Below are 21,613 nucleotides of genomic sequence, written 5' to 3' on the forward strand. Positions count from 1 at the left end.
GGAGGCGCTTATGCGCCGCGCAGACTGTTTTAAAGTGAATCGTGAATTCCGGTCGGTGCTCGACTTGGCTGCATGGGGCGTATTTCGGAAAGGAAAATTTTTCAAAAATCTATAGCTCGTTGGAATCGCGTTCGTGGCGTTACAGGTCCGGGTAAAACGTAAGCCATACGAAACATGCCATTTTCATGTTCGCCGATTGTCAGCCTCCGAAGCCCGGCAAGGAAGTGAAAAGCGACGGTATTTATGCGTTTTTGATAAAGTGCCTGGCCGTCTATAGTAATTTAATCTTTTGGGATAGCCAATTTTCTCTTTCGATTCGGAAAATTTATAAGGGAAAAGTAAGAACGCGCACGCTGACCAACTCGCTTGCCGGTATGAGGCGCGCCTTGAGATTGTCGTCCTTCCCGAAGCCGGATTACGTTTATTCAGAAAGCGCGGTCTGGTAAAAGTTCACTCGCGCCTGGCCTGCTCCCTGTACGGCTAGGCGGACATTCTCGAACTGCGTTGATACCGTTTTGCGTTCGGCATTTGATCGGTGAACCGGGTTTGCTGTCCGGTCAATCAAGCGATTTCCGCTCGGGCGATCGCGAGGGCAGCCATTTTGGCCCGGATACTGGTAAAATAACGGGTTATTGATTCAACCGGCATTTTACAAAATGAGTACACAACCCAGCAGAGACCTCGAAACCTTCGTAAACCCCGAGCCAGGCCGGGACTATACGATCCGTATCGATATCCCCGAATTCACCTGCTTGTGCCCGAAGACCGGGCAGCCCGATTTTGCGACGATCCGCCTCGAATATGTGCCGGCAGCGGCCTGTGTCGAGCTGAAATCGCTGAAATTGTATATCTGGTCGTTTCGCGATCAGGGCGCCTTTCACGAGGCGGTGACCAATCAAATTCTGAACGACATCGTTGCTGCGATTCAGCCGAATTTCCTGCGCGTGCGCGCCGAGTTCAATGTCCGGGGCGGCATTTACACGACCGTCGTGGCCGAGCATCGCAATCCGGACTGGCAAGCGCCGCAGTCGGTCCACCTGCCTTGAAGATAATATGATCAAAGACCTGCTGACCACGCTGCCGCAATATCTGCTGCCGCAGCATACTTTATCGGGACTGATGAGCCGTCTGACCCATTCGGAACATGCGGCCTGGAAGAATTTTTTTATCCGCCAGATCATCCGCCATTACGGCGTGAACATGGACGAAGCGCTCGAGCCGAATATCGAGTCGTATAAAAGCTTCAACCATTTTTTCACCCGCGAATTGAAACCCGGCATCCGGCCGTTGACCGGCGCAGAAGGCGCGATCGCCTGTCCTGCGGACGGCGCGGTCAGCCAGGCTGGAGCGATTACCGGCGGCAGGATCTTTCAAGCCAAAGGCAAAAGCTTTACGGCCGTGGATTTGCTCGGCGGCAGCGAAGAACGGGCGGCACCGTTTCAGGACGGCGTATTTACAACCATTTACCTGTCGCCGAAGGATTATCATCGGCTCCACATGCCTTTGACCGGTACTCTGCGCGAGATGGCACACATTCCGGGCCGCCTGTTCAGCGTAAATACCGCCACCGCGAACGTAGTGCCGGGCCTGTTTGCGCGCAACGAGCGCGTCGCGGCGATCTTCGACACCGAGATCGGGCCGATGGCTTTGGTGCTGGTCGGCGCGATTTTCGTCTCCAGCGTCGAAACGGTCTGGCACGGCGTGGTGACGCCGCCGACCGTCAGCGCCGTACAAACCTGGCGTTACGACGAAGATGCGCCGATTTTGCGGATCGGCGAAGAAATGGGTCGTTTCAATATGGGGTCGACGATTATTGTGCTGTTCGGCAAGGACTGCGCCGCATGGCGTGAGGACCTGACCGCCGGCCTACCGGTCAGACTCGGAGAAATGATCGGCAGAATGCGGTAATCGAAATGCCCTCCGTTAAAAAAAGCGCCTGAATGGCGCTTTTTTGATCAATTCGGCTTTTGAAGCTAAACCGGTTGATTTTAATAAAAATAATTCGGTTGGCGTTTAATTGCCGATTCAATATACTGTCGCCGAGCATTTCGGGCCGAAAGACTATCTCCCTGTTTCGATCAAGATTTTCATTTAGGGGCGTCCGAACTTTAAGACACAGGCGCTTTGACGAAGGGATGCGGGCTGTAGGGATTTTCCGGATGATTGCTCGCATCGGCTCGATTGCCGGAGCCGCCCTGTTCGGCGGCAGGATCACGGCAAGCCCATGCATGTTTGCTAATAATCACAAGAGGAGGCACATCATGAAACCGATCATCAACCCGCTCGTCCACGGCTATCTCGATTATTTCACTGTTGCCGTATTTCTGCTCGCGCCCTCGTTGTTGGGTTTGACCGGCCTGGCCGGGGCATTGGCCTATGCGCTGGCGCTCATTCATCTGGCGATGACCCTGATCACCGATTTTCCTTTAAGCGTCCGCAAGCTCGTTCCTTTCCGCATACACGGCTGGATCGAAAGGATTGTCGGTCCCGTGCTGTTGTTGCTGCCTTTTCTGTTGGGATTTGAAGGCGCGGCCCGTATTTTTTATTTTGTGATCGGCGCAACGATTATCGTTGTCGGGCTACTGACCGATTATGAGGCAAGCGCATAGCATTTCTCTTAATCCATTTAAATCGGGGATCATAGAGACTCCCCGATTTTTCAATCCGGCCGAAGCGGAGCAGCCGTGCGGTTAGTCGTGCTGGGCAGTTTCATCCAGGCCTGTTGCTGGTATGTGGACAGGCTGCCGAAACCCGGAGAAACCTTCGCGGCATCGTCCCTGTCAGTAGAGGCCGGTGGCAAGGGGTTGAATGTTGCGATCGGCGCAAAAAGGCTGGGTGCGGACGTGGATGTGCTGTTGGGCATCGGCCGGGACGCGGCCGGCGAGGCGTTGCTGTCCCTGCTGGCGAAAGAAAAGCTTGCCGCCGGCCATGTCTGGCGTCTGGCGCCGCAATCGGGGTACGGCGCCGGTCTGATTGCGGCGGACGGGCAAAATGCGATTGCGATTTATCCGGGCCCGAATTTGCTGGTCGGGGAAGCGCACATCGCGAGCGCCACCGCCGCGATCGCATCCGCGGACTTGGCCTACGGGCAGCTCGAGACTTCAATCGCCGCCGTAACCGCTTTTTTCCGCCTCGCCCGCCGGAGCGGGGTCGATACCGTATTGAATGCCTCGCCCTGGCAGGATCTGCCGCAAGACTTGTTCGACCTTACCCGGATCCTGATCGTAAATGAGCTCGAAGCCGGGCATTTACTGGAGTCGGCTGTGCCGCTGACCGGCTCGCCGCAGGATTCTGCCGTGCTGATTGCGGACAGGGCGGACACTTTATGGAAGCGCTGGAGCGGGTCGCTGCTGGTCGTGACGCTCGGCGAGAAAGGAGCCCTTGCATTCGATCGCAACGGTTCGGTTCATCCGGCGCCGGCTTTCGCCATTAAGGCCGTCGACAGCACCGGCGCGGGCGACGCGTTTGCGAGTGCCTTTTGCTGCGCTTACGGCAATCGCGCCCCCCTGGAATCCGCGCTGCAGTATGCGAATGCGGCCGGCGCCTGGGTCGCTTCCCGGGTCGGGGTCCTGGAAGCCTTACCTACGCGCGAAGACCTGCGAGGTTTTATCAAGTCCCGAGGGTGACCTTATAAACGTAGGCGTCGCCCCGGAAAGTGCCCTCGACATATTCGATCAATTGATCGGTCGATGAATAGGTATGGCGCTTCAATAACAGGCAGGGGCTCGGCTGCTCGAAACCGAACACTGCCGATTCTTCCGCTGTGCTCATGACCGCTTCGATGGTCTGGTCGGCGCGCACCAGCGTGATATTGCATTTTTCCTGTAAAAAAGCATAAATCGAACCGCCGGTGTCCCAGTCCTCCAGCGCCGGCGCCGCGGATAGGTCGTACCAGGCGACTTCGCGGGTCATCGGCACGCCGTCGGCCAGCCTGACCCGCACCAAACGCAGGAACGGCGCCACGGACGGCCTTTTGAATATGCAGGCGATCATCCGCTCGGTGATCACATCGCAGTGCAGCACGCGGGTTGAGGCGACTTTGCCCTGTTCGCGCATTTCCTCGGTGAATCCTTTCAGCCGTCCCATCGTCGGATTTACCCGCGGCGGCGCCTGCACGACCGTACCGCCGCGTCCGTGCGTGCTCAGCAAATGATTGGAGCGCAACTCGTCGTAGCAGCGTTTGACCGTGGTCCGGCTGATCTGCATCGCTTCCGCGAGCGTCCGTTCGGAAGGGAGGTTCACGCCCGATTTGAGGTCGCCGCCTTCGATCATTGCGTTCAACTGGCGCTTGAGCTGCAAATAGTAAGGTTCCGAGCTTTGCTCGTTAAGCTGCAAACGGTTGATTAATTCCGTCACAGGGTCTTTTTCGCTTGTCATGTTTGGCTCGGTCATGGTTTCTGCGCTTGCTTATTTCAAAAGAAGCAAAAAAGTGGAAGGACTATTTTTAAAGTCATTATGCCATCTTCGGGCAATTTTAAAAAACAGCCGATCTCGTTTTGATACCGATCAATGCCACGAATCCAAAGATTTTTGCCCAAGAACAATTTACTCCCAAAGGCATAGGACTTTCATTTTAATTACATTTTTTGCGAAAAGCATCCCATAAATTATTAATGGTATTTATATAGTATTTCTATTTGGATTTTTTATGGATATTTTGTATACTTCCCGGCAGGTTTGTCGGCTGCAGCCCGCCGGCAGCCATTTAGAGGGATTGAGAGGGTTCTTTATCAAAAAACAGGAAGGGAGGAAAAATACCAAATACAACCATGATTCATCTTTGTGCAACAATACCATAATATAACCATAGCGATAATCGAAGGAGAATCAGCAAGATGTTTTCCAGCAAAATCTTAAGCATTATGATACTGGGGGGCGGCCTGCTCGTATCCGCGGCGGCAGCGGCGGAATCGGGCTGTATGAGCCTGGAATGCAGCCAGATGGCTGTCCAGGTCGAGCAGCTGCGTGCTCAAATCGGTAATGATCACGCGACCGTCCAAAAGTTGCAGGCGGACTTGACTCTGGCCAGGCAGGATATCAGCCTGCTGCAGAGCGGCGTTCCGTATAAGGCCAACGGTGCAGGCGATAGTCCCCGTACCGCCAATGGACACGGACGTTAGCGGCGACTCGGTCAACGTTCAGCCGGCCGAGTCGCTTTTTTTAGCCGAGCATTCGGCAGAAAATTTCCCGACAATGGGAAAGCATAATAAATAGACAGGCACAACGAACTTCTCTTCCGGCCCGGCGGGGTATAAGGCTCGGATGCTTTTGCCTCCGCCCGGCCGTTTGCCGATAGCAATCCCTATTCATCATCTCTGCGCGCGTCGATTGTTGCTTGCGGGCGAGCAGAACCCCTGCGATTTTTCCTTCTCCGCCTTGTCCGAAGTACCGGTACATCCGGCTAACGATTAGGCTGTCATTGTGCCCAAATGCTTGCCGGCAAAAAGTAAATCTTGTTGCCGACCACGACCGTTAGGGTGTAATGTTAATCGGCTTTAGAACATCGGTATTGCCTAATTTAAGTTTCAGGTCCGAGCGTACTCCATTGCGGTTCACCAGCCGGACGCTGATTTTATTGAGAGGGGCGTCATGGATTATTCGAACACTGTCTGGGAGCGCATCCCGGAACCCAAATTGCCGGTTTCGCTGCCGTTTCTGGGATTGATTTTCTTGGCATTGATCGGGCTCTGGTCGTCTTTTTTTACGATTCCGGCCGAATCCGAAGGGATCGTCCTGCGGTTCGGCGAATACATCAAAAAGGTGCCGCCGGGGCTGCATTTCAAGATTCCGTTCGGCATCGACTCCGTCGTCGAGGTGCCGACCCAGCGCCAGCAAAAACTCGAATTCGGCTTTTCCTCCCGCAACTACACCAATCCCGACCAGGCAGGCGGCGAGCCGGAACTCGAAAAGTCGATGGTGACGGGCGACCTGAATGCGGCGCTGGTCGAGTGGATTGTGCAATACCGGATCACCGAGCCGGAACATTACCTGTTCTCGGTGCGCCAGCCCGGACTGACGCTGCGCGATATCTCCGAAGCCACGATGCGCGAGGTGGTCGGGGACCGGACCGTCGACGAGATCATCACGATCGGACGCCAGGAAATCGAGGACAATGTGCTGATGCGCCTCCGCGAATTGGCCGGACGCTACAATCTCGGGGTTACGATCAATCAGGTCCAGCTGAAAAACGTGAACCCGCCGGTACCGGTGCAGCCTTCGTTCAATGAAGTGAACCGGGCCCAGCAGGACCGCGAAAACATGATCAATATCGCCAACGGCGAATACAACAAGGCGGTGCCGCGGGCGCGCGGGGAGGCCGATCAGCGCATTCAGGCCGCCGAAGGCTACCGCTTTAAACGGATCAATGAGGCCGAAGGCGATGCCAGGGCGTTCACGGCGGTGCTTGAACAGTATATCAAGGCGCCGGAAGTTACCCGGACCCGCATCTATCTGGAGACCCTGGGTCAGGTTTTGCCCCAGGCCCGGCAGCAAATCATTGTCGACGACAGCGTGCAGCAGATCCTGCCGATGCTGCCTTTCCCTGCCGTACCGATGGAGGGGGCGAAATGATCAATTCCAAAACATGGCTTTTAACCGGCGCAGCGACCGCGCTGGTTCTGCTGTTTCTTTCGGCCTATACGGTCAACCAGGCCGAACAGGTAATCATCACCCAGTTCGGCAGGCCCATAGGCGATCCGATCACCGAGCCCGGGCTGCATTTCAAGCTGCCGTTCGTCCAGGACGTGAACCGTTTCGACAAGCGCTACCTGGCCTGGGACGGGCCGATGGTGGAAATGTCCACGAAGGATAAAACCTACATCCAGGTCGACACGTTCGCGCGCTGGCGGATTACCGACCCGATGCGCTATTACCTGCGCCTTCGCGACGAACGCAGCGCGCAGTCCCGGCTCGAGGATATCCTCGGCAGCGAAACGCGCACCGCAATCGCCCGGCATGAGTTGATCGAAGTCGTGCGCACCGACAAGGGGCGCAAGCCGATGCAGGACGAAACCCTGACGGGCGCGGCGGGCGAAAGTACTCTACTGGGCATGCTGCGCCCGATCCGAGTCGGGCGGTTGCAGATCGAACAGGGAATCTTCCGGGCCGCCCAGCCGAAGCTGGCCGAGTTCGGCATCGAATTGCTCGACGTGCGTTTCAAACGGATCAATTACAACCAGCAAGTCCTGGAGCGCATTTATCAGCGCATGATCAGCGAGCGCCTGCAAATCGCCCAGCGCTTCCGTTCCGAAGGGGAAGGCGAAGCGGCCCGGATCAACGGTAAAAAAGAGCGCGACATCAACGAAATCGAGTCTGCCGCTTATAAAAGAGTCCAGGAGATTCACGGCGAAGCGGACGCCAAGGCGACCGAAATTTATGCCCAGGCTTACACCCAAAAACCTGAAGCAGCGGAGTTTTTCAAGTTTTCGAAAAGCATGGAAACCTATCGCAAGATTTTGAACGGCGATGCGACGATTGTGCTGTCGACCGGCAGTGACCTGTTTGAATTACTCAAACGCATCGAACAGAAAAAGCCTTAAGTATTGGTCAACCTTAATGTAGTGGACGAAAGGAAAGGGGAACTGCAGAATTTTTAATTCTTTACGGGAAATGCATTAATGCCATTATTTTGGATTAGCTCGAGTTCAAGGCATGGGCGAACAAAACTCTTTAATTCTTAAGCTTTTTTCGTTCGGCATTGGAAGGCGCATGCTAAATGGATAGTTGAAGTATTCATTTTATATCCAATCGCTATCTCTTTAATTGCCTTTGAGGAATTGGATTATATATATACTTAAGAAAATAATTAGTGAAAAATATCTTAATAAAAATAATTAATTAATATTCAGTGGGTTGCGAAAAACAAGTAATATTCTAATCAAAATTAAAAATAAAGGAAATTTGACGGTATTCCATATATGTCGAGTAATTTCTCAGATTCAATCAGACCATTAAAGCGGGGTGTATAGCGCGTAAATCAGAGTTGACAATACCCGTATAAAAAATGAGAGAATAGGGCGGTAAGCCGAGAAGCTTTTTTACCTACCAAAACTCATAAGGCCCCATTTAGACAATGGGGTTAGAGAGAAGGCTTTTACGGTTTTAATCACAATAACTCCCTGGAATTGAAAATTAAAATTTTGATTCTTTTTTTGCTGGATATGTCGCATGACAACTAACGATAGAAGAGTACGCATTTCGGTCCATGTAGGTGAATACGCCATTCCTCCTTTAAAAGATATGCTGGTTTTAGGCAGAAACTCGCCGATCGGTTGCATCGCCATGCGGAGAGCCATCGAATTGCTGGTCAAGACGCCTTTCGAACATATTGAGCTGGATGACGAGGTGATTTCGGATATTTTGGTGCGCCAATCGATATTGCGCCGTTTATCCAGGGAAGAACTCATCGATTTCGTGGTGGCCCGAATGAAGCCCATGATGGGACCGGATGAAGTGTTGCATGCGCTTGTTGAAGTCAACGTCTTTTTGTCGTCCGATCATTAATGAAACAGTTAACTGTGGGTGATTGTTTGAGCCCTTGCGTGGTTCGCGTACTGGAAGAAGAGCGCCCTGGGCACAAACCAATGACAGGCCAATCTTTATTTGCCGTTTTTAGGGAATGCGTCGATGAGGGGAGTTTTTGCGGTTTGGCTACCGGGTATGATGTTTTGCGACATCCCGAATGGATTTTTGCCGACCTTGTCGGACATAGAGCTCTATTGTCGATCCCGCCGGACAAGGATGTGCTCTACGCGCTTGAATTCATGGAACGGCACGAGGTAGATGCGCTGGCGGTCCTTGAACTGCAGCGATTTATCGGGGCGGTGACTCGGCAGAGTATTCAAGAAATGCTTTTGCAGAGAGAGCAGGAGTTGTTGTCCGAATCTCGGCAATTGAAGGAAATGCTGGAGATCGAGCATCAGCAGACGCTCTGCTGGGCGGAGAAACTGGCCGAGCTCCATGAGGCTTCGCGCCGTCTGTTGAGTGTATTGGCCCATTCATCGGTCGAGAGCGGTTTGTTACAGACGGGAATCGAAGCGCTCGCCTCTCTTTTGGAATGCCGCTACGGCGCCATTGGGATTTTGGATGAGTCCGGGCAGCTCAAACATTTCATTTATACGGGTATCAGTGCCGAGCAGGCACGGGCTATCGGCAAGTTGCCGGAAGGAAAAGGGCTGCTCGGCATCGTGATACGGGAAAATATCTCAGTGCGTTTGGCGGATATGGCGCTTGATCCGCGCCGCATCGGCTTTCCGGCGCACCATCCCCCGATGAAATCGTTATTGGCGGTGCCCATTGCGCAGCGGGGGCACGTGTATGGCCGGCTCTACCTGAGCGATAGGATTGACGGCCGGGCCTTCAGTGAGAGAGACGAAGAAATTGCTTTCAGTTTTGCCCATTCGCTGTCGCTGGTTCTGGATAATGCGCGTGAAATGGAAGAACTCAAGCGGACGCAGCAGCGGCTCGATTATATTGCGCATTACGATATCCTGACCGATCTTCCCAATCGGGTGTTGTTCATGGACAGAATAAAACAGGCCATTTTGCATGCACACCGCAATGACGGCAGTGTCGCCGTCTTATTCCTGGATCTGGACAATTTCAAGATGGTCAACGATACCCAGGGCCATACGTTCGGGGACAGCTTGCTGAAAAAGGTGGCGCAGCGGATCAAGTCTTGTTTGCGCGAGGATGATACCGCGGCTCGCCTAGGAGGCGACGAATTCATCGTGATGCTGCCCAAAATTTCCGATGTCCTGGATGCGGCCAAGGTTGCGGATAAAATTTTGGAAGGGTTCGCGGAGCCTTTGGTGATCGATCAACATAAAATTTTTGTCGGCGTCAGTATCGGAATCAGCATCTATCCGGTTAACTCCCAGGATACGGAGGGGCTTTTGGCCGATGCCGATACGGCCATGTATCACGCAAAGAAACTGGGGAAAAACAATTACCAGTACTTTACCCCGGCCATGAACAGTTCGGCCCGGAATTACATGAAGCTGGAAAAGCATTTGCGCCGGGCTCTGGAACAGAGCGAGTTCGTGCTTTATTACCAGCCTCAGATTGCCATCGATACGGGCAGGATTATTGGAATGGAAGCCTTGATTCGTTGGATGGATCCGGAATTGGGGTTGATTCCGCCCGATGATTTTATTCCGGTCGCGGAGGAAACCGGTTTAATCGTGCCGATAAGCGCCTGGGTCTTGAAAGCGGCCTGCACTCAGGCCCGCAGTTGGCAGCAACAGGGATGGCCTGTGCGGGTGGCCGTCAATTTGTCGAGCCGCCAATTCCATCAGGTTCAGCATCAGCGGCACAATCAGCATCCGCTGCTGGAAGCTATTCAGGATGCATTGGAAGAAACCGACTTGCCACCCGATTTGCTGGAATTGGAAATCACCGAGGGAACACTCATGCATCAATTGGAGACGGCCATGGAATTGCTTAATGTCTTAAAAAGGAAAGGCGTACGTTTATCGCTCGACGATTTCGGCACCGGTTATTCATCGCTCAGCTATCTCAAACAATTCCCTCTCGATACGCTCAAAATCGACAAATCGTTTATTAACGACATTTCCACGGATCCCAACGACAAAGCGATTGTGGCCGCCATTACCGTCATGGCGCAGCAACTGAAACTCGAAGTCGTGGCGGAAGGGGTGGAAACGGAAGCGCAGCTCGAGTTCTTGCGTGAGTTACGCTGTCATTCCGTCCAGGGTTTTTATTTCAGCAAACCTCTGCCGGCCGATCAAGTCGCGTTTTTTTTACAGGGTAAGCTTTCGTCATCGTAAGCCTTCTGAGCCCTATCCTATTCAAATGGGTACGCTGCAATATTTCAACAGAACCTGGAAAAAGGATATTTTTTCCAGACTCAACTTATATTCCACCGAACGATTGGTCAGGGAATACGCAGTCGGTCCCGTTCTTCATCGGGTATGAAGCGGTATAACGAACGATTAATCCCATCCGACAGGTTGATACCCGCGCTCTTGAAGACACCGGTCCACGAAATTTTCGAAGGCCGGACTGCGTTGAGGCTTGCTGAATAGCCAGTGCAACAGTCCGGCCGTGGCGCCGCTGGCTGCGCCAATCGCCGAGCCGGAGCCTGCCGCACCCACGACTGCGCCTCCCACGGCGCCGGAGGCCGCGCCAACCGCCGCGCCTCCCGCAGTCTGGGCCGCTCCTTGTCCCACGCTGCTGCCGGCTGAATCGGCGCCGGCGGACTCTGCAAGCCGCATGCAATTTTCGATATCGCGTTCGGCGGTTTCCTGCCCGACTCTGCTGAAATGATCGTTGGGATACAGAACCGGTTTTGTCGACGCGCAGCCTGCCGTCAGCAATGCGATCACGAACGTCGGTAAAATCTTGAACATGCGAATCTCCTGTATCGGCAATGAAGGACGAGAAGACCGAATACGCCGGGTTGGGTGACTTCCGGGCGGCTTTGAATTCATGGGCAACCATCCTTGTCCTCTTTTCCCATGGGACCGGGCTGTGCCGAGTTCGGTTCAGCCGGGACAGCGGGCTCAATCCGGCTACTGCAGCAGGAGGCTGCCTTTTATTGTTCGTTTTCCTCTGGCAGGCCGGAGACGGCTTGCATTGCAAGGCGGGCAAGATGCCCCGCCCATGCTCTCTTCCGGTGATAAACCGGTGCGCGATGCACAATCTTTATCCCAATCTCTCCGGCGCAAGCCGCGAATGTCCATTGCCGTTCATAAACTCGCACCATTACAGAGCGCCGAGCATTGCTTTGGTGCTTCATGTTTTGCGAGGCTTTCATCTTGGTGCAAGGATCAATCGGTTGATCCAAGATAAATCAATCATTTAGGGGCGAAACCGATTCGAGCGGATTGGCATGCATCATGCTTGTGCAGGGGCACTTCTTCGATTTCTGCAGAGAATTCATCATGGCGAACCCAAACTTTAATCTATTGTCCTTTTCGGGAAGAATGAAGATTCTTCATATGACCTGGCTGGCGTTTTTCATCAGCTTCGTGGTCTGGTTCAATCATGCGCCGCTGATGCTGGCGATCGGCAAGACGCTGAATCTGACCGACTCCCAGATCAAGACGATTCTGATCCTGAACGTCGCTTTGACGATTCCGGCGCGTATCGCGATCGGGATCCTGGTCGACAAGTTCGGGCCCAAGCGTACTTATTCGATTTTGCTGGGGCTGGGCAGCATTCCGTGCTTTATGTTCGCGTTCGCGGAGAGCTTTGAGCAGCTGGCGCTGGCCCGCTTTCTGTTAGGCTTCATCGGTGCAGGCTTCGTGATCGGGATCCGGATGGTCGGCGAATGGTTTCCGGCCCGGCAGATCGGCATTGCCGAGGGCGTGTACGGCGGTTGGGGCAACTTCGGTTCGGCGGCGGCTTCGGGGTCGCTGCCGGTGATCGCTCTGCTGTTCGGCGGCGACGAAGGCTGGCGCTATGCGGTTGCCAGCACCGGTATGATCGCGCTGGTGTATGCCTTCATTTATTATTTCAGCGTCTCCGACACGCCGAAAGGCTCCACTTATTTTAAGCCGAAAAAATCCGGTGCGATGGAAGTGACTAGCGTCGGCGACCTGATTTTTTATATCGTGATGACGGTTCCGTTGTATGCGGCCTTGTCGCTGCTGACCTGGAAGCTGTCGCCGGCCGGCGTGAACATGCTGCCCGGAACCATCGCCTATGCCACTCATGCGTTCATCTGGGTTCTATTCTTATATAACGTTTATAAGATTTTTCAGGTAAACAAGGATCACGTGTTCGAACCGATCGAGGAAATCCACCGCTACAAGTTCAAGCAGGTTGCGATCCTGAACCTCTCTTATCTGATCACGTTCGGTTCCGAACTGGCGGTCGTGTCGATGCTGCCGCTGTTCTTCTTCAATACCTTTCACGAAACGCAGGGGGTCACGATGGTGCAGGCGGGCCTTCTGGGGGGCAGTTTCGCATTTATGAACATGGTCGCGCGGCCGGGCGGCGGCTGGTTCAGCGACCGTTTCGGGCGTAAACTGTCGTTGACGATCGTGGCTTTGGGCGTTTTGATCGGCTTCTTGTGCATGTCGCAAATCAATTCGAGCTGGCCGGTGTCGGTGGCGGTGGGCGTAACGCTGGCCTGTTCCTTTTTCGTGCAGGCCGGTTGCGGCGCAGTCTTCGCGATGGTGCCGCTGATTAAACGGCGGATGACCGGCCAGATTGCCGGGATGGTCGGTGCCTACGGTAATGTCGGCGGTGTCGTGTTTCTGACCGTGCTGTCGTTCGTGACGCCGGCCGAGTTTTTCCTGGTGATCGGTGCGGTCGCATTCTTCGTGCTGATTGCGGTCCAGTTCATCGACGAGCCGAAGGGGCATATGGCCGAGGTGCTGGAAGACGGCACGATCGAGATGATCGAGGTCAATTAACGAATGCAGCCTTTAAAAACCTATGCCGGCAAATAGACTCACCGTCAGCGTTGCCTATGCCAGCGATCGGGGCATCAAAGAGGAGAATCAGGATTTTGCTGGTTCGCTGATTCCCGAAGATCATCAGTTGACTTATAAGGGCATCGCGGCGGCGATTGCGGACGGGATGAGCGGCTGCGATGCGGGCAGGGAGGCGAGCCATTGCTGCGTCGCGGCGTTTCTGGACGATTATTACAGCACGCCCGATTCCTGGTCGGTCAAATATGCCGGGCAGAAAATCCTTTCCGCCACCAATTCCTGGCTGCACAGCCAGGGCCAGCGACGTTTCGATGCGACGCACGGGATGGTCAGCACGCTCAGCGCGATCGTGTTGAAGTCGAACACTGCGCATATTTTTCACGTCGGCGATTCGCGGATCTACCGACTGCGGGACGGGAATCTGGAGCAATTGACCCGCGATCACCGGGTCTGGGCTGGCAGCGAACGCAACTACCTGAATCGGGCGATGGGGATCGAGCCGCGCCTGGAAGTCGATTATCAGGCTCTGCCGCTCAAGCGCGGCGATCTGTTTCTGATGACGACCGACGGTGTACACGATTTTATCGACGAGAAATCCTTAAAAGAATTGCTGGCGGAGGGCGGCGATTTGACTGCCGTCGCGAACCACATCATCAAGAAGGCCGCGGACAACCGGAGCGACGACAACCTGACCTGCCAGTTGCTCCGGATCGAAGGCTTGCCGCTGCTCAGGGAAGACGAGATTTTGCGCGATCGCAGCCAGCGACCCTTTCCGCCGCCTTTGAAGCTCGGCATGATTCTGGACGGCTACCGGATCGAGGAGGAAATGCACGCGAGCAAGCGCACGCAGATTTACCGCGCTTTCGATACCGAAACCGGCGTCCGGGTGATCTTGAAAACGCCCTCTGTGCTGTATGAGGACGACACCCATTACATCGAGCATTTCCTGCACGAGGAATGGGCCGGCAAGCGCATCCACAGCGAGCACGTGGTCAAAACGCTCGGCTCCGACCGCGATAAAAGCTGCCTGTATTATGTGACCGAATTTCTCGAAGGGCCGACCTTGGCCGAATGGATACGGGCAAATCCGCAGCCCGAGATCAGGGAGGTCAGGAAAATCGTCGAACAGATCGCGCAGGGCCTGCGGGCGTTTCACCGGATGGAAATGCTGCATCAGGACCTGAAGCCGGAAAACATCATGTTCGACCGGCACGGCACGGTCAAGATCATCGATTTCGGTTCGGTCAAGATCGCCGGCATCGCCGAAATCACTCCGCTCGATCACGGCAGTGCCGAAAACCTGCTCGGCACGCTGAACTATACCGCGCCAGAATATCACCTGGGCCTGCGTGGCACGATCAAGTCCGATCTGTTTTCCCTCGGTGTGATCGCCTACGAAATGATCAACGGCGCGCTGCCGTTCGGCCGGTCGATGCCGGAAAAACCGAACAAAACGAATCTGGATAAGCTCCGCTACGTGCCGAGCATCCAATGTAATCCGATGGTGCCGCTCTGGATCGACGGCGCGCTGAAAAAAGCGACGGCGATACGGCACGAATTCCGCTACGACGATCTTTCCGAATTTCTTTACGACCTTTCCACCCCGAACCCGAATTTTCTGACCGCCGAGGAAGCCCTGCCGCTGATGCAGCGAAATCCTTTGCTGGCCTGGAAAACGCTGGCTATCGTTTTGCTTGTCACCAACTTGGTGACCTTGTATTCCCTGCTGAAGGCGCACTGACTAACGCATCAATTTGCCTAGGCTCAGAAGTAGGGTGGATAAGCAAAGCGCATCCACCATTCTGTGCCGGTGGATGCGCTTTGCTTATCCACCCTATGTTCATACCGATTTTTTCAACCCTGAATTTTTTCGGATGGGCCTGCCTTCAGAGGTTTAGGTGATGGCGGCTTTCGCACTAAAGGCGATTGACGCGCACTATAACGGTGTGCGAGGCGGGAGATCGCCGAATCGATGCACTGTTATCGTGCATTTTTGCGCAGGAATTCTTTATCAAAATTATAGGATTAATAAAATACACATAAAAAACAAATGTATGTAAAAAGTGGCGCGTATTTTGCTGATTCTTGTTGACTGAGCATTAACCTGTTGATTGAGGGTGCCATGAGTACAAAGCAAACCATCGTCGTGATCGGCAACGGTATGGTAGGGCAGAATTTTCTGGCCGGCCTGGTTTCCAGCGGCAAGCATACCGATTATGACATCGTAACTTTTTGTGAAGAACCGAGAGCGGCTTACGACCGGGTACACCTTTCTTCGTTCTTCAGCGGCAAGACGGCCGAAGATTTATCCCTGGTCGAAGAAGGCTTCTTCGAGCGGAGCGGCATTACCCTGCACCTTGGCGATAAAGCCGCGCATATCGACCGAGCCGCCAAAACGGTCACTTCCGCGAAAGGGGCCATCATTGACTACGATAAGCTGGTCCTGGCGACCGGTTCCTATCCGTTCGTGCCTCCGGTACCGGGACACGAGCGTCCTCACTGTTTCGTGTACCGCACGATCGAGGATCTGGAGGCGATCACCGCTTCCGCAAAGGACGGCAAGGTCGGGGTGGTGATCGGCGGCGGTCTGCTCGGCCTGGAGGCGGCCAAGGCGCTGACCGATCTGGGCCTCGAAACGCATGTGGTCGAGTTTGCGCCGCGGCTGATGGCGGTGCAGTTGGACGAGGCCGGTGGCGCGATGCTCCGGCAAAAGATCGAAGCCCTCGGGGTGGCCGTGCATACCGGCAAGAACACCAGCGTGATCAAGGACGGCGACGGTTGCCGGCACAAGATGTGCTTCGCGGACGGCACCGAGCTCGAAACCGACCTGATTCTGTTCTCGGCCGGCATCCGCCCGCGCGACGAACTGGCGCGTGCCTCGGGGCTGGAGATGGGGCCGCGCGGCGGCATCGCGATCGACAATCAGTGCAGAACCTCCGATCCGGACATCTATGCGATCGGCGAATGCGCGCTCTGGAACGGGATGATCTACGGCCTGGTCGCCCCCGGCTATGCGATGGCGCGGACCGTCGTCGCCGACCTGACCGGCGGCGAAGGCAGCTTCACCGGCGCGGATATGAGCACTAAATTGAAGCTGATGGGTGTCGACGTCGCGAGCATTGGCGACGCGCATGCAAAGACGCCGGGGGCGATGGTCTATACCTATCAGAACGGGGCCAGCGAAGTCTACAAACGGCTCGTGGTCAGCCAGGACAGGAAAAAGCTGCTCGGCGCGGTGCTGGTCGGTGATGCCTCCGGTTACGGCACCCTGCTGCAATACTGCCTGAACGGAATCGATCTGCCCGAAAATCCGGATGCGCTGATCCTGCCGAGCCGCTCCGACGAATCGGTCGGCCTGGGGCCGGACGCGTTGCCGATGTCCGCGACGATCTGCTCCTGCTACAACGTGACCAAAGGCGACATCTGCCAGTCGATCGACGGCGGCTGCACCACGATCGCCGGCCTGAAAGCCGAAACCAAGGCCTCGACCGGCTGCGGCGGCTGCGCGGCGCTGTTGAAATCGGTATTGAACTCGGAGCTGGCCAAGCACGGCTATGAGGTCAACACCGACCTTTGCGAACACTTTCCTTATACCCGCCAGGATCTATACAACCTTATTATGGTCAAGCAGATCCGGACTTTCGACGAACTGCTCGAAAAATACGGCAAGGGCCGGGGCTGCGACATCTGCAAGCCGGCGGTCGGGTCGATCCTGTCCTCCTACTGGAACGACTACATCTTGAAGAACGAGCATGTCGGCCTGCAGGATACCAACGATACTTTCCTGGCGAACATGCAGAAAGACGGCACCTATTCGGTCGTGCCGCGCATCACCGGCGGCGAGATCAAGCCGGACATGTTGATCGCGCTGGGTCAGGTCGCCAAAAATTACCAGCTTTACACTAAGATCACCGGCGGCCAGCGTGTCGATTTATTCGGTGCGCGCGTGGATCAGCTGCCGTCGATCTGGAAGGACCTGATCGACGCCGGTTTCGAATCCGGCCATGCCTACGGCAAGTCGCTGCGCACGGTCAAATCCTGTGTCGGCAGTACCTGGTGCCGCTACGGCGTCGACGACAGCGTCGGCCTCGCGATCGAGCTCGAAAACCGCTACAAGGGGCTGCGTTCGCCGCACAAACTAAAGTTTGCGGTGTCCGGTTGCACCCGCGAATGCGCGGAAGCGCAAGGCAAGGACGTTGGCGTCATCGCGACCGAAACCGGCTGGAACCTGTACGTCTGCGGCAACGGCGGGATGAAGCCGCGGCATGCCGACCTGTTCGCGACCGGGCTCGACAAGGAAACCCTGATCCAGCTGATCGACCGCTTCCTGATCTTTTATGTGCGCACCGCCGACCGCCTGCAGCGGACTTCGGTGTGGATGGAAAACATGGAGGGCGGCCTCGACTATCTGAAGTCGGTGATCATCGACGACAGGCTGGGCATCTGCGAACAGCTCGAACAGCAGATGAAGTATGTGATCGACACCTACCAATGCGAGTGGAAGACCACGATCAACGACGAAACCCGCCTGAAGCGCTTCCGCCACTTCATCAACAGCGACGCGCAGGACGATAACGTGCTGTTCGTCGAAGAGCGCGGCCAGTTCCGGCCGGCGCTCGAGAACGAACGCAAGCATTTCAAATTGAATGTAGAAACCGAAAAAGAAACCGTAACGGGAGAGGTGGAATGACCGAATGGATCGATGTGTGCGGCGCGGACGATCTGCAGCCCGACTCGGGCATTTGCGCACTGGTGGAAGGGCGGCAGGTGGCGATTTTTTACCTGCCGAAAGAAAAGGCGCTGTTTGCTGTCGGCAACTACGACCCGATCGGCCGGGCGAATGTGCTGTCGCGCGGGATGATCGGCGATCTCAGCGGTCAGCCGGTGGTTGCCTCGCCCTTGTATAAACAGCATTTCAACCTGGAAACCGGTGTCTGTGTGGAGGATGCGGCGGTATCGGTACCCGTTTATCCCATCCGGATCGAAAACGGCCGGGTCGAAGTCGGCGTCGGAGGCTAACGCATGAATTATCAATACTATATTGCCGACGTCTTTACCCGCGAGGTTTTCAACGGTGCGCAAATCGCGGTGTTCCCGCACGCGGACGGGCTTGACGACCGGACGATGCAGAAAATCGCCAACGAGTTGAATCTCTGGGAAACCGTATTCGTGTTCCATCCCGGCGGCGATCTGCGCCGATTGCGGATGTTTTCGCCGAAGGCCGAGGTCGATTTCGCCGGCCATCCGATCATTGCGGCCGCCTACGTGCTGGGCCTGTGCGGGGACATTACGCTGGACGCGCCGGTCACGCCGGTTGTGTTCGAACAGAATGCGGGGCCGGTCGAGGTGAACATTACCGCCGAAAACGGTAAGCCGGCGTTCGTGCAGTTCACCAACAAAGTTTCCTCGATCGTCGACCGCTTTGCGCCGAACGACGAGGAACTGGCGTCCGTGCTGTCGATTCCGCAGGCCGATCTCGACCGCATCAAATATTCGGCGCGATTGGTCGCCTGCGGGATGCCGTATCTGATCGTGCCGGTCTGGAAGTACGAAACGGTGCGCAAGGCGCGCTTCGATTACGCGGCCTGGAGCCGGTCCGCCGCGCCCCAGACCGCCGCGCAGGAAATCCTGTTGTTCGCACCGAAAACGCCGTATTCCGATTCCGATTTCAACCTGCGCCTGCTCGGGCCGCACATCGGTCACGACGACGACCCGCCGGTCGGCGCAGCGGTGCCGGCCTTTGCCTCCTATCTGTGCTCGTTCGAACATACGCGCAAAGGCACCCATACTTTCGCGGTGGACCGCGGCGATGCGGACTCGCGCCGCAGCCTACTGAACATCGAAATGGATCACAAAGGCAAGGCGCAATTGACCCTCCGGGTCGGGGGCAGCGCGGCGATATTTGCTCAGGGTACGGTATTTTTACCGGATTGACGCAATCGCTGCGGGCCTCGGCACACGGATGAGAGGCCTTAAAAAATAATAATAATGACATACACATCAGGGTTGGCGATTTTATGCTATTTGGACGCAACAAAAAGAATCCGATCAAAATGGTCGACAAGGGTGTCGTCAAATGGACTTACACGACCTGCGGCTACTGTTCGACCGGCTGTTCGATCGAAGTCGGCAGCAATGCGGAGGGAGCCGCGGTCGCGACGCGCGGCGTCGGCGGTGCGGACGTGAACCGCGGCAAATTGTGCCTGAAAGGCATTTTCGAATACCAGTTATTCGAGGCCCAAGGCCGGGGCGAACGCCCGTTGGTGCGCAACGCGCCGTTCGAGCCGTTCCGAAAGGCAAGCTGGGACGATGCGCTGGACAAGATGGCGTCCGAAATCAAGCGCATCCAGGCGGCTTACGGCCGCGATGCGTTTGCGGTCGTCTCGACCGGGCAGTTGCTGACCGAAGAGTTCTATACGCTCGGCAAGCTCGCGCGCGGGGTGATCGGCAGCAACAATTACGACGGCAACACGACCCTGTGCATGGCTTCGGCGGTGTCCGGCTACAAGCGCTCGTTCGGCTCGGACGGCCCGCCCGGCTGCTATGAAGACTTTGAGCATACCCACTGTCTGATTGCCTGGGGCTCGAATCTGCCCGAACAGCATCCGATCATTTATTGGCGGTTGAAGGAAGCACTCGAAAAACGCAAGTTTCCGCTGATCGTGGTCGACCCGCGCGTGACCATGCTGGCGCAGTTCGCGGACATCCACCTGCCGATCACGCCGGGCACCGACGTGGTGCTGCAGAATGCGCTGATCCACGTGATTCTGGCCGAAGGGCTGGAGGACCGCGCCTACATCGAGGCGAACACGACCGGCATTGAGGATCTCGCGAAAGAGGTCCGAAACTACGACCCGATCACCGCCTCGAAAATCTGTGGGATCGACGAGGATACGATCCGGACTGTCGCGCGGTTGTACGCGAAGGCCCCGAGGGCGATGAGCATTTGGACGATGGGGATCAACCAGAGCACGCACGGCTCGGACGGGGTGGTCGGAATCAATAACCTGAACCTGGTGACCGGCAATATCGGCAAACCGGGTGGCACCAGCCTGTCGATCACCGGGCAATGCAATGCGATGGGCACGCGCGAATGGTCGTCCTGCTCCGGTTTGCCGGGCTACCGGGTGCTCGAAAAGTCCGAAGAACGCGAGGAAATCGCGAAATTCTGGGGCATCGATCCGGAATTTTTCCCGAAACAGCGCGGCCTGACCGAAACCGATATCTTCCCCGCGATCGAGACCGGCCAGATCAAGGGGCTGTGGCTGGTCGCAACGAACCCGATCACCTCGATGCCGAACACCGCGCGGATTCGGAAGACGCTCGAAAAACTCGAATGCCTGGTCGTGCAGGATTCCTATCAGGACGTCGAAAGCGCGAAATATGCGCACATCTATCTGCCCGCCGCGACCTGGGCCGAGAAGGAAGGCGTCTTCACGAATACCGAGCGCCGGGTCAATCTGACTCGCCAGGTGCGCAAGCCCTATGCCGATTCGAAATCGGACCTGCAGATTTTCAACGAACTAGCCAAGCGTTTCGAACAGGGGCAAAAGATCAAGTTTCCGGAAAAACCGAGCGAGGTGTTCGAGGAAATGAAGCAGCTTTCGAAAGGCCGGCTGGTCGATATTTCCGGCATGTCGCACGAGCTGATCGAGGCGCAGCGCGGGATTCAGTGGCCTTATACCGAAGCGCACGCGAAACAGGGCATCGCCAAGGGCAATCAGCGGCTTTATACCGAAACCGCCTCCTTCCGCTATAAGGAGGGCAAGGCCAAGCTGATTCCGCTGCCGTTCGTGAACAACAACGAAGTGCCGGACGAGGAATATCCGTTCTGGCTCAATTCGGGGCGGTTGGTCGAGCATTGGCATACCCGCACGAAGACCGGCAAGATCGGCAACAATAACAAGTTCAGCCCGATCCCATTCATGGAAATGAATCCGGATGCGGCGGCCGAAATGGGCGTCAAGCACCAGGCCTATGTAAGAGTCGTCTCGCGCCGCGGCGATGCGGTCGTGATGGCGATGCTGACCCAGCGCGTGCCGCGCAACATGGTGTTCATCCCGTTCCACTTTTTCGACTGCGCGAACCGCCTGACTTTGGGGCTTCTGGACCCGCATTCGCGCCAGCCCGCCTTCAAGCAGCAGGCGGTCAGGATCGAACACGTCGACCAGGAACTGGCCGCGCGGATCAATAAAGAAGCGCGCGAATATTAA

18 protein-coding genes are annotated in these 21,613 nt (G+C 55.8%); 16 read left to right on the top strand and 2 right to left on the bottom strand.

Annotation, left to right across the window (positions count from 1 at the left end):
- Nucleotides 1–656: 656 nt before the first annotated feature.
- The 4 genes from queF to JJL52_RS01035 all read left to right on the top strand — a co-directional run bounded on the left by queF (nt 657) and on the right by JJL52_RS01035 (nt 3,626).
- Complete coding sequence (gene queF / locus JJL52_RS01020) at nt 657–1,046, top strand: preQ(1) synthase (RefSeq protein WP_202050522.1); 390 nt, start codon at nt 657–659, stop codon at nt 1,044–1,046.
- A gap of 7 nt (nt 1,047–1,053) precedes the next feature.
- Nucleotides 1,054–1,908, top strand: coding sequence for an archaetidylserine decarboxylase (gene asd / locus JJL52_RS01025; protein WP_202050523.1), 855 nt, complete (start codon nt 1,054–1,056; stop codon nt 1,906–1,908).
- Between the two features lie 353 nt (nt 1,909–2,261).
- Nucleotides 2,262–2,609, top strand: coding sequence for a hypothetical protein (locus JJL52_RS01030; RefSeq protein WP_202050524.1), 348 nt, complete (start codon nt 2,262–2,264; stop codon nt 2,607–2,609).
- A 75-nt stretch (nt 2,610–2,684) separates the two neighbouring features.
- A complete protein-coding gene (locus tag JJL52_RS01035; protein WP_202050525.1) occupies nt 2,685–3,626 on the top strand; it encodes a PfkB family carbohydrate kinase in 942 nt (313 codons plus the stop codon).
- Here JJL52_RS01035 and JJL52_RS01040 read toward each other — a convergent pair.
- Nucleotides 3,610–4,377: a GntR family transcriptional regulator gene (locus tag JJL52_RS01040; protein ID WP_202050526.1), complete on the bottom strand. Its 768-nt coding sequence runs from the start codon at nt 4,375–4,377 to the stop codon at nt 3,610–3,612. The genes JJL52_RS01035 and JJL52_RS01040 overlap by 17 nt on opposite strands.
- A 458-nt stretch (nt 4,378–4,835) precedes the next feature.
- Here JJL52_RS01040 and JJL52_RS01045 point away from each other — a divergent pair, with 458 nt between their 5' ends.
- The 5 genes from JJL52_RS01045 to JJL52_RS01065 all read left to right on the top strand — a co-directional run bounded on the left by JJL52_RS01045 (nt 4,836) and on the right by JJL52_RS01065 (nt 10,787).
- Entirely contained in the window at nt 4,836–5,120 is a 285-nt protein-coding gene (locus JJL52_RS01045; RefSeq protein ID WP_202050527.1) for a hypothetical protein, read from the top strand.
- Nucleotides 5,121–5,589: 469 nt separating this feature from the next.
- Complete coding sequence (gene hflK, locus JJL52_RS01050; RefSeq protein WP_202050528.1) at nt 5,590–6,570, top strand: FtsH protease activity modulator HflK; 981 nt, start codon at nt 5,590–5,592, stop codon at nt 6,568–6,570.
- Nucleotides 6,567–7,538, top strand: a complete 972-nt coding sequence (gene hflC / locus JJL52_RS01055; RefSeq protein WP_202050529.1) for a protease modulator HflC — start codon at nt 6,567–6,569, stop codon at nt 7,536–7,538. Before hflK ends, hflC begins: the two co-directional genes overlap by 4 nt.
- Before the next feature lie 628 nt (nt 7,539–8,166).
- Nucleotides 8,167–8,502 carry a hypothetical protein gene (locus JJL52_RS01060; RefSeq protein WP_202050530.1) on the top strand — a complete coding sequence of 112 codons (336 nt, stop codon included), beginning with the start codon at nt 8,167–8,169 and terminating at the stop codon, nt 8,500–8,502.
- A 164-nt stretch (nt 8,503–8,666) separates the two neighbouring features.
- Entirely contained in the window at nt 8,667–10,787 is a 2,121-nt protein-coding gene (locus JJL52_RS01065; RefSeq protein ID WP_236993964.1) for a putative bifunctional diguanylate cyclase/phosphodiesterase, read from the top strand.
- 165 nt (nt 10,788–10,952) lie between these two features.
- Here the strand turns inward: JJL52_RS01065 and JJL52_RS01070 are convergent, their stop codons facing one another.
- On the bottom strand, nt 10,953–11,369 hold the full coding sequence (locus JJL52_RS01070; protein WP_202050532.1) for a glycine zipper family protein: 417 nt from the start codon (nt 11,367–11,369) through the stop codon (nt 10,953–10,955).
- A gap of 20 nt (nt 11,370–11,389) precedes the next feature.
- Between JJL52_RS01070 and JJL52_RS01075 the strand changes: the two genes are divergently transcribed.
- The 7 genes from JJL52_RS01075 (at nt 11,390) to JJL52_RS01105 (ending at nt 21,613) form a co-directional block, all read left to right on the top strand.
- Nucleotides 11,390–11,824 carry a hypothetical protein gene (locus JJL52_RS01075; protein ID WP_202050533.1) on the top strand — a complete coding sequence of 145 codons (435 nt, stop codon included), beginning with the start codon at nt 11,390–11,392 and terminating at the stop codon, nt 11,822–11,824.
- Between the two features lie 79 nt (nt 11,825–11,903).
- Entirely contained in the window at nt 11,904–13,382 is a 1,479-nt protein-coding gene (locus JJL52_RS01080) for a NarK family nitrate/nitrite MFS transporter (protein ID WP_202050534.1), read from the top strand.
- Nucleotides 13,383–13,404: 22 nt separating this feature from the next.
- On the top strand, nt 13,405–15,141 hold the full coding sequence (locus JJL52_RS01085; RefSeq protein ID WP_202050535.1) for a bifunctional protein-serine/threonine kinase/phosphatase: 1,737 nt from the start codon (nt 13,405–13,407) through the stop codon (nt 15,139–15,141).
- 381 nt (nt 15,142–15,522) lie between these two features.
- Nucleotides 15,523–18,090 carry a nitrite reductase large subunit NirB gene (gene nirB / locus JJL52_RS01090; RefSeq protein WP_202050536.1) on the top strand — a complete coding sequence of 856 codons (2,568 nt, stop codon included), beginning with the start codon at nt 15,523–15,525 and terminating at the stop codon, nt 18,088–18,090.
- Complete coding sequence (nirD, locus tag JJL52_RS01095; protein WP_202050537.1) at nt 18,087–18,419, top strand: nitrite reductase small subunit NirD; 333 nt, start codon at nt 18,087–18,089, stop codon at nt 18,417–18,419. The genes nirB and nirD overlap by 4 nt, the downstream gene beginning before the upstream one ends.
- 3 nt (nt 18,420–18,422) lie before the next feature.
- Nucleotides 18,423–19,334 carry a PhzF family phenazine biosynthesis protein gene (locus JJL52_RS01100; protein ID WP_202050538.1) on the top strand — a complete coding sequence of 304 codons (912 nt, stop codon included), beginning with the start codon at nt 18,423–18,425 and terminating at the stop codon, nt 19,332–19,334.
- 83 nt (nt 19,335–19,417) lie between these two features.
- Complete coding sequence (locus JJL52_RS01105; RefSeq protein WP_202050539.1) at nt 19,418–21,613, top strand: molybdopterin oxidoreductase family protein; 2,196 nt, start codon at nt 19,418–19,420, stop codon at nt 21,611–21,613.

The sequence above is a fragment of the Candidatus Methylomicrobium oryzae genome (assembly GCF_016745425.1).
In the GTDB taxonomy this organism is placed as follows: domain Bacteria; phylum Pseudomonadota; class Gammaproteobacteria; order Methylococcales; family Methylomonadaceae; genus Methylomicrobium; species Methylomicrobium oryzae.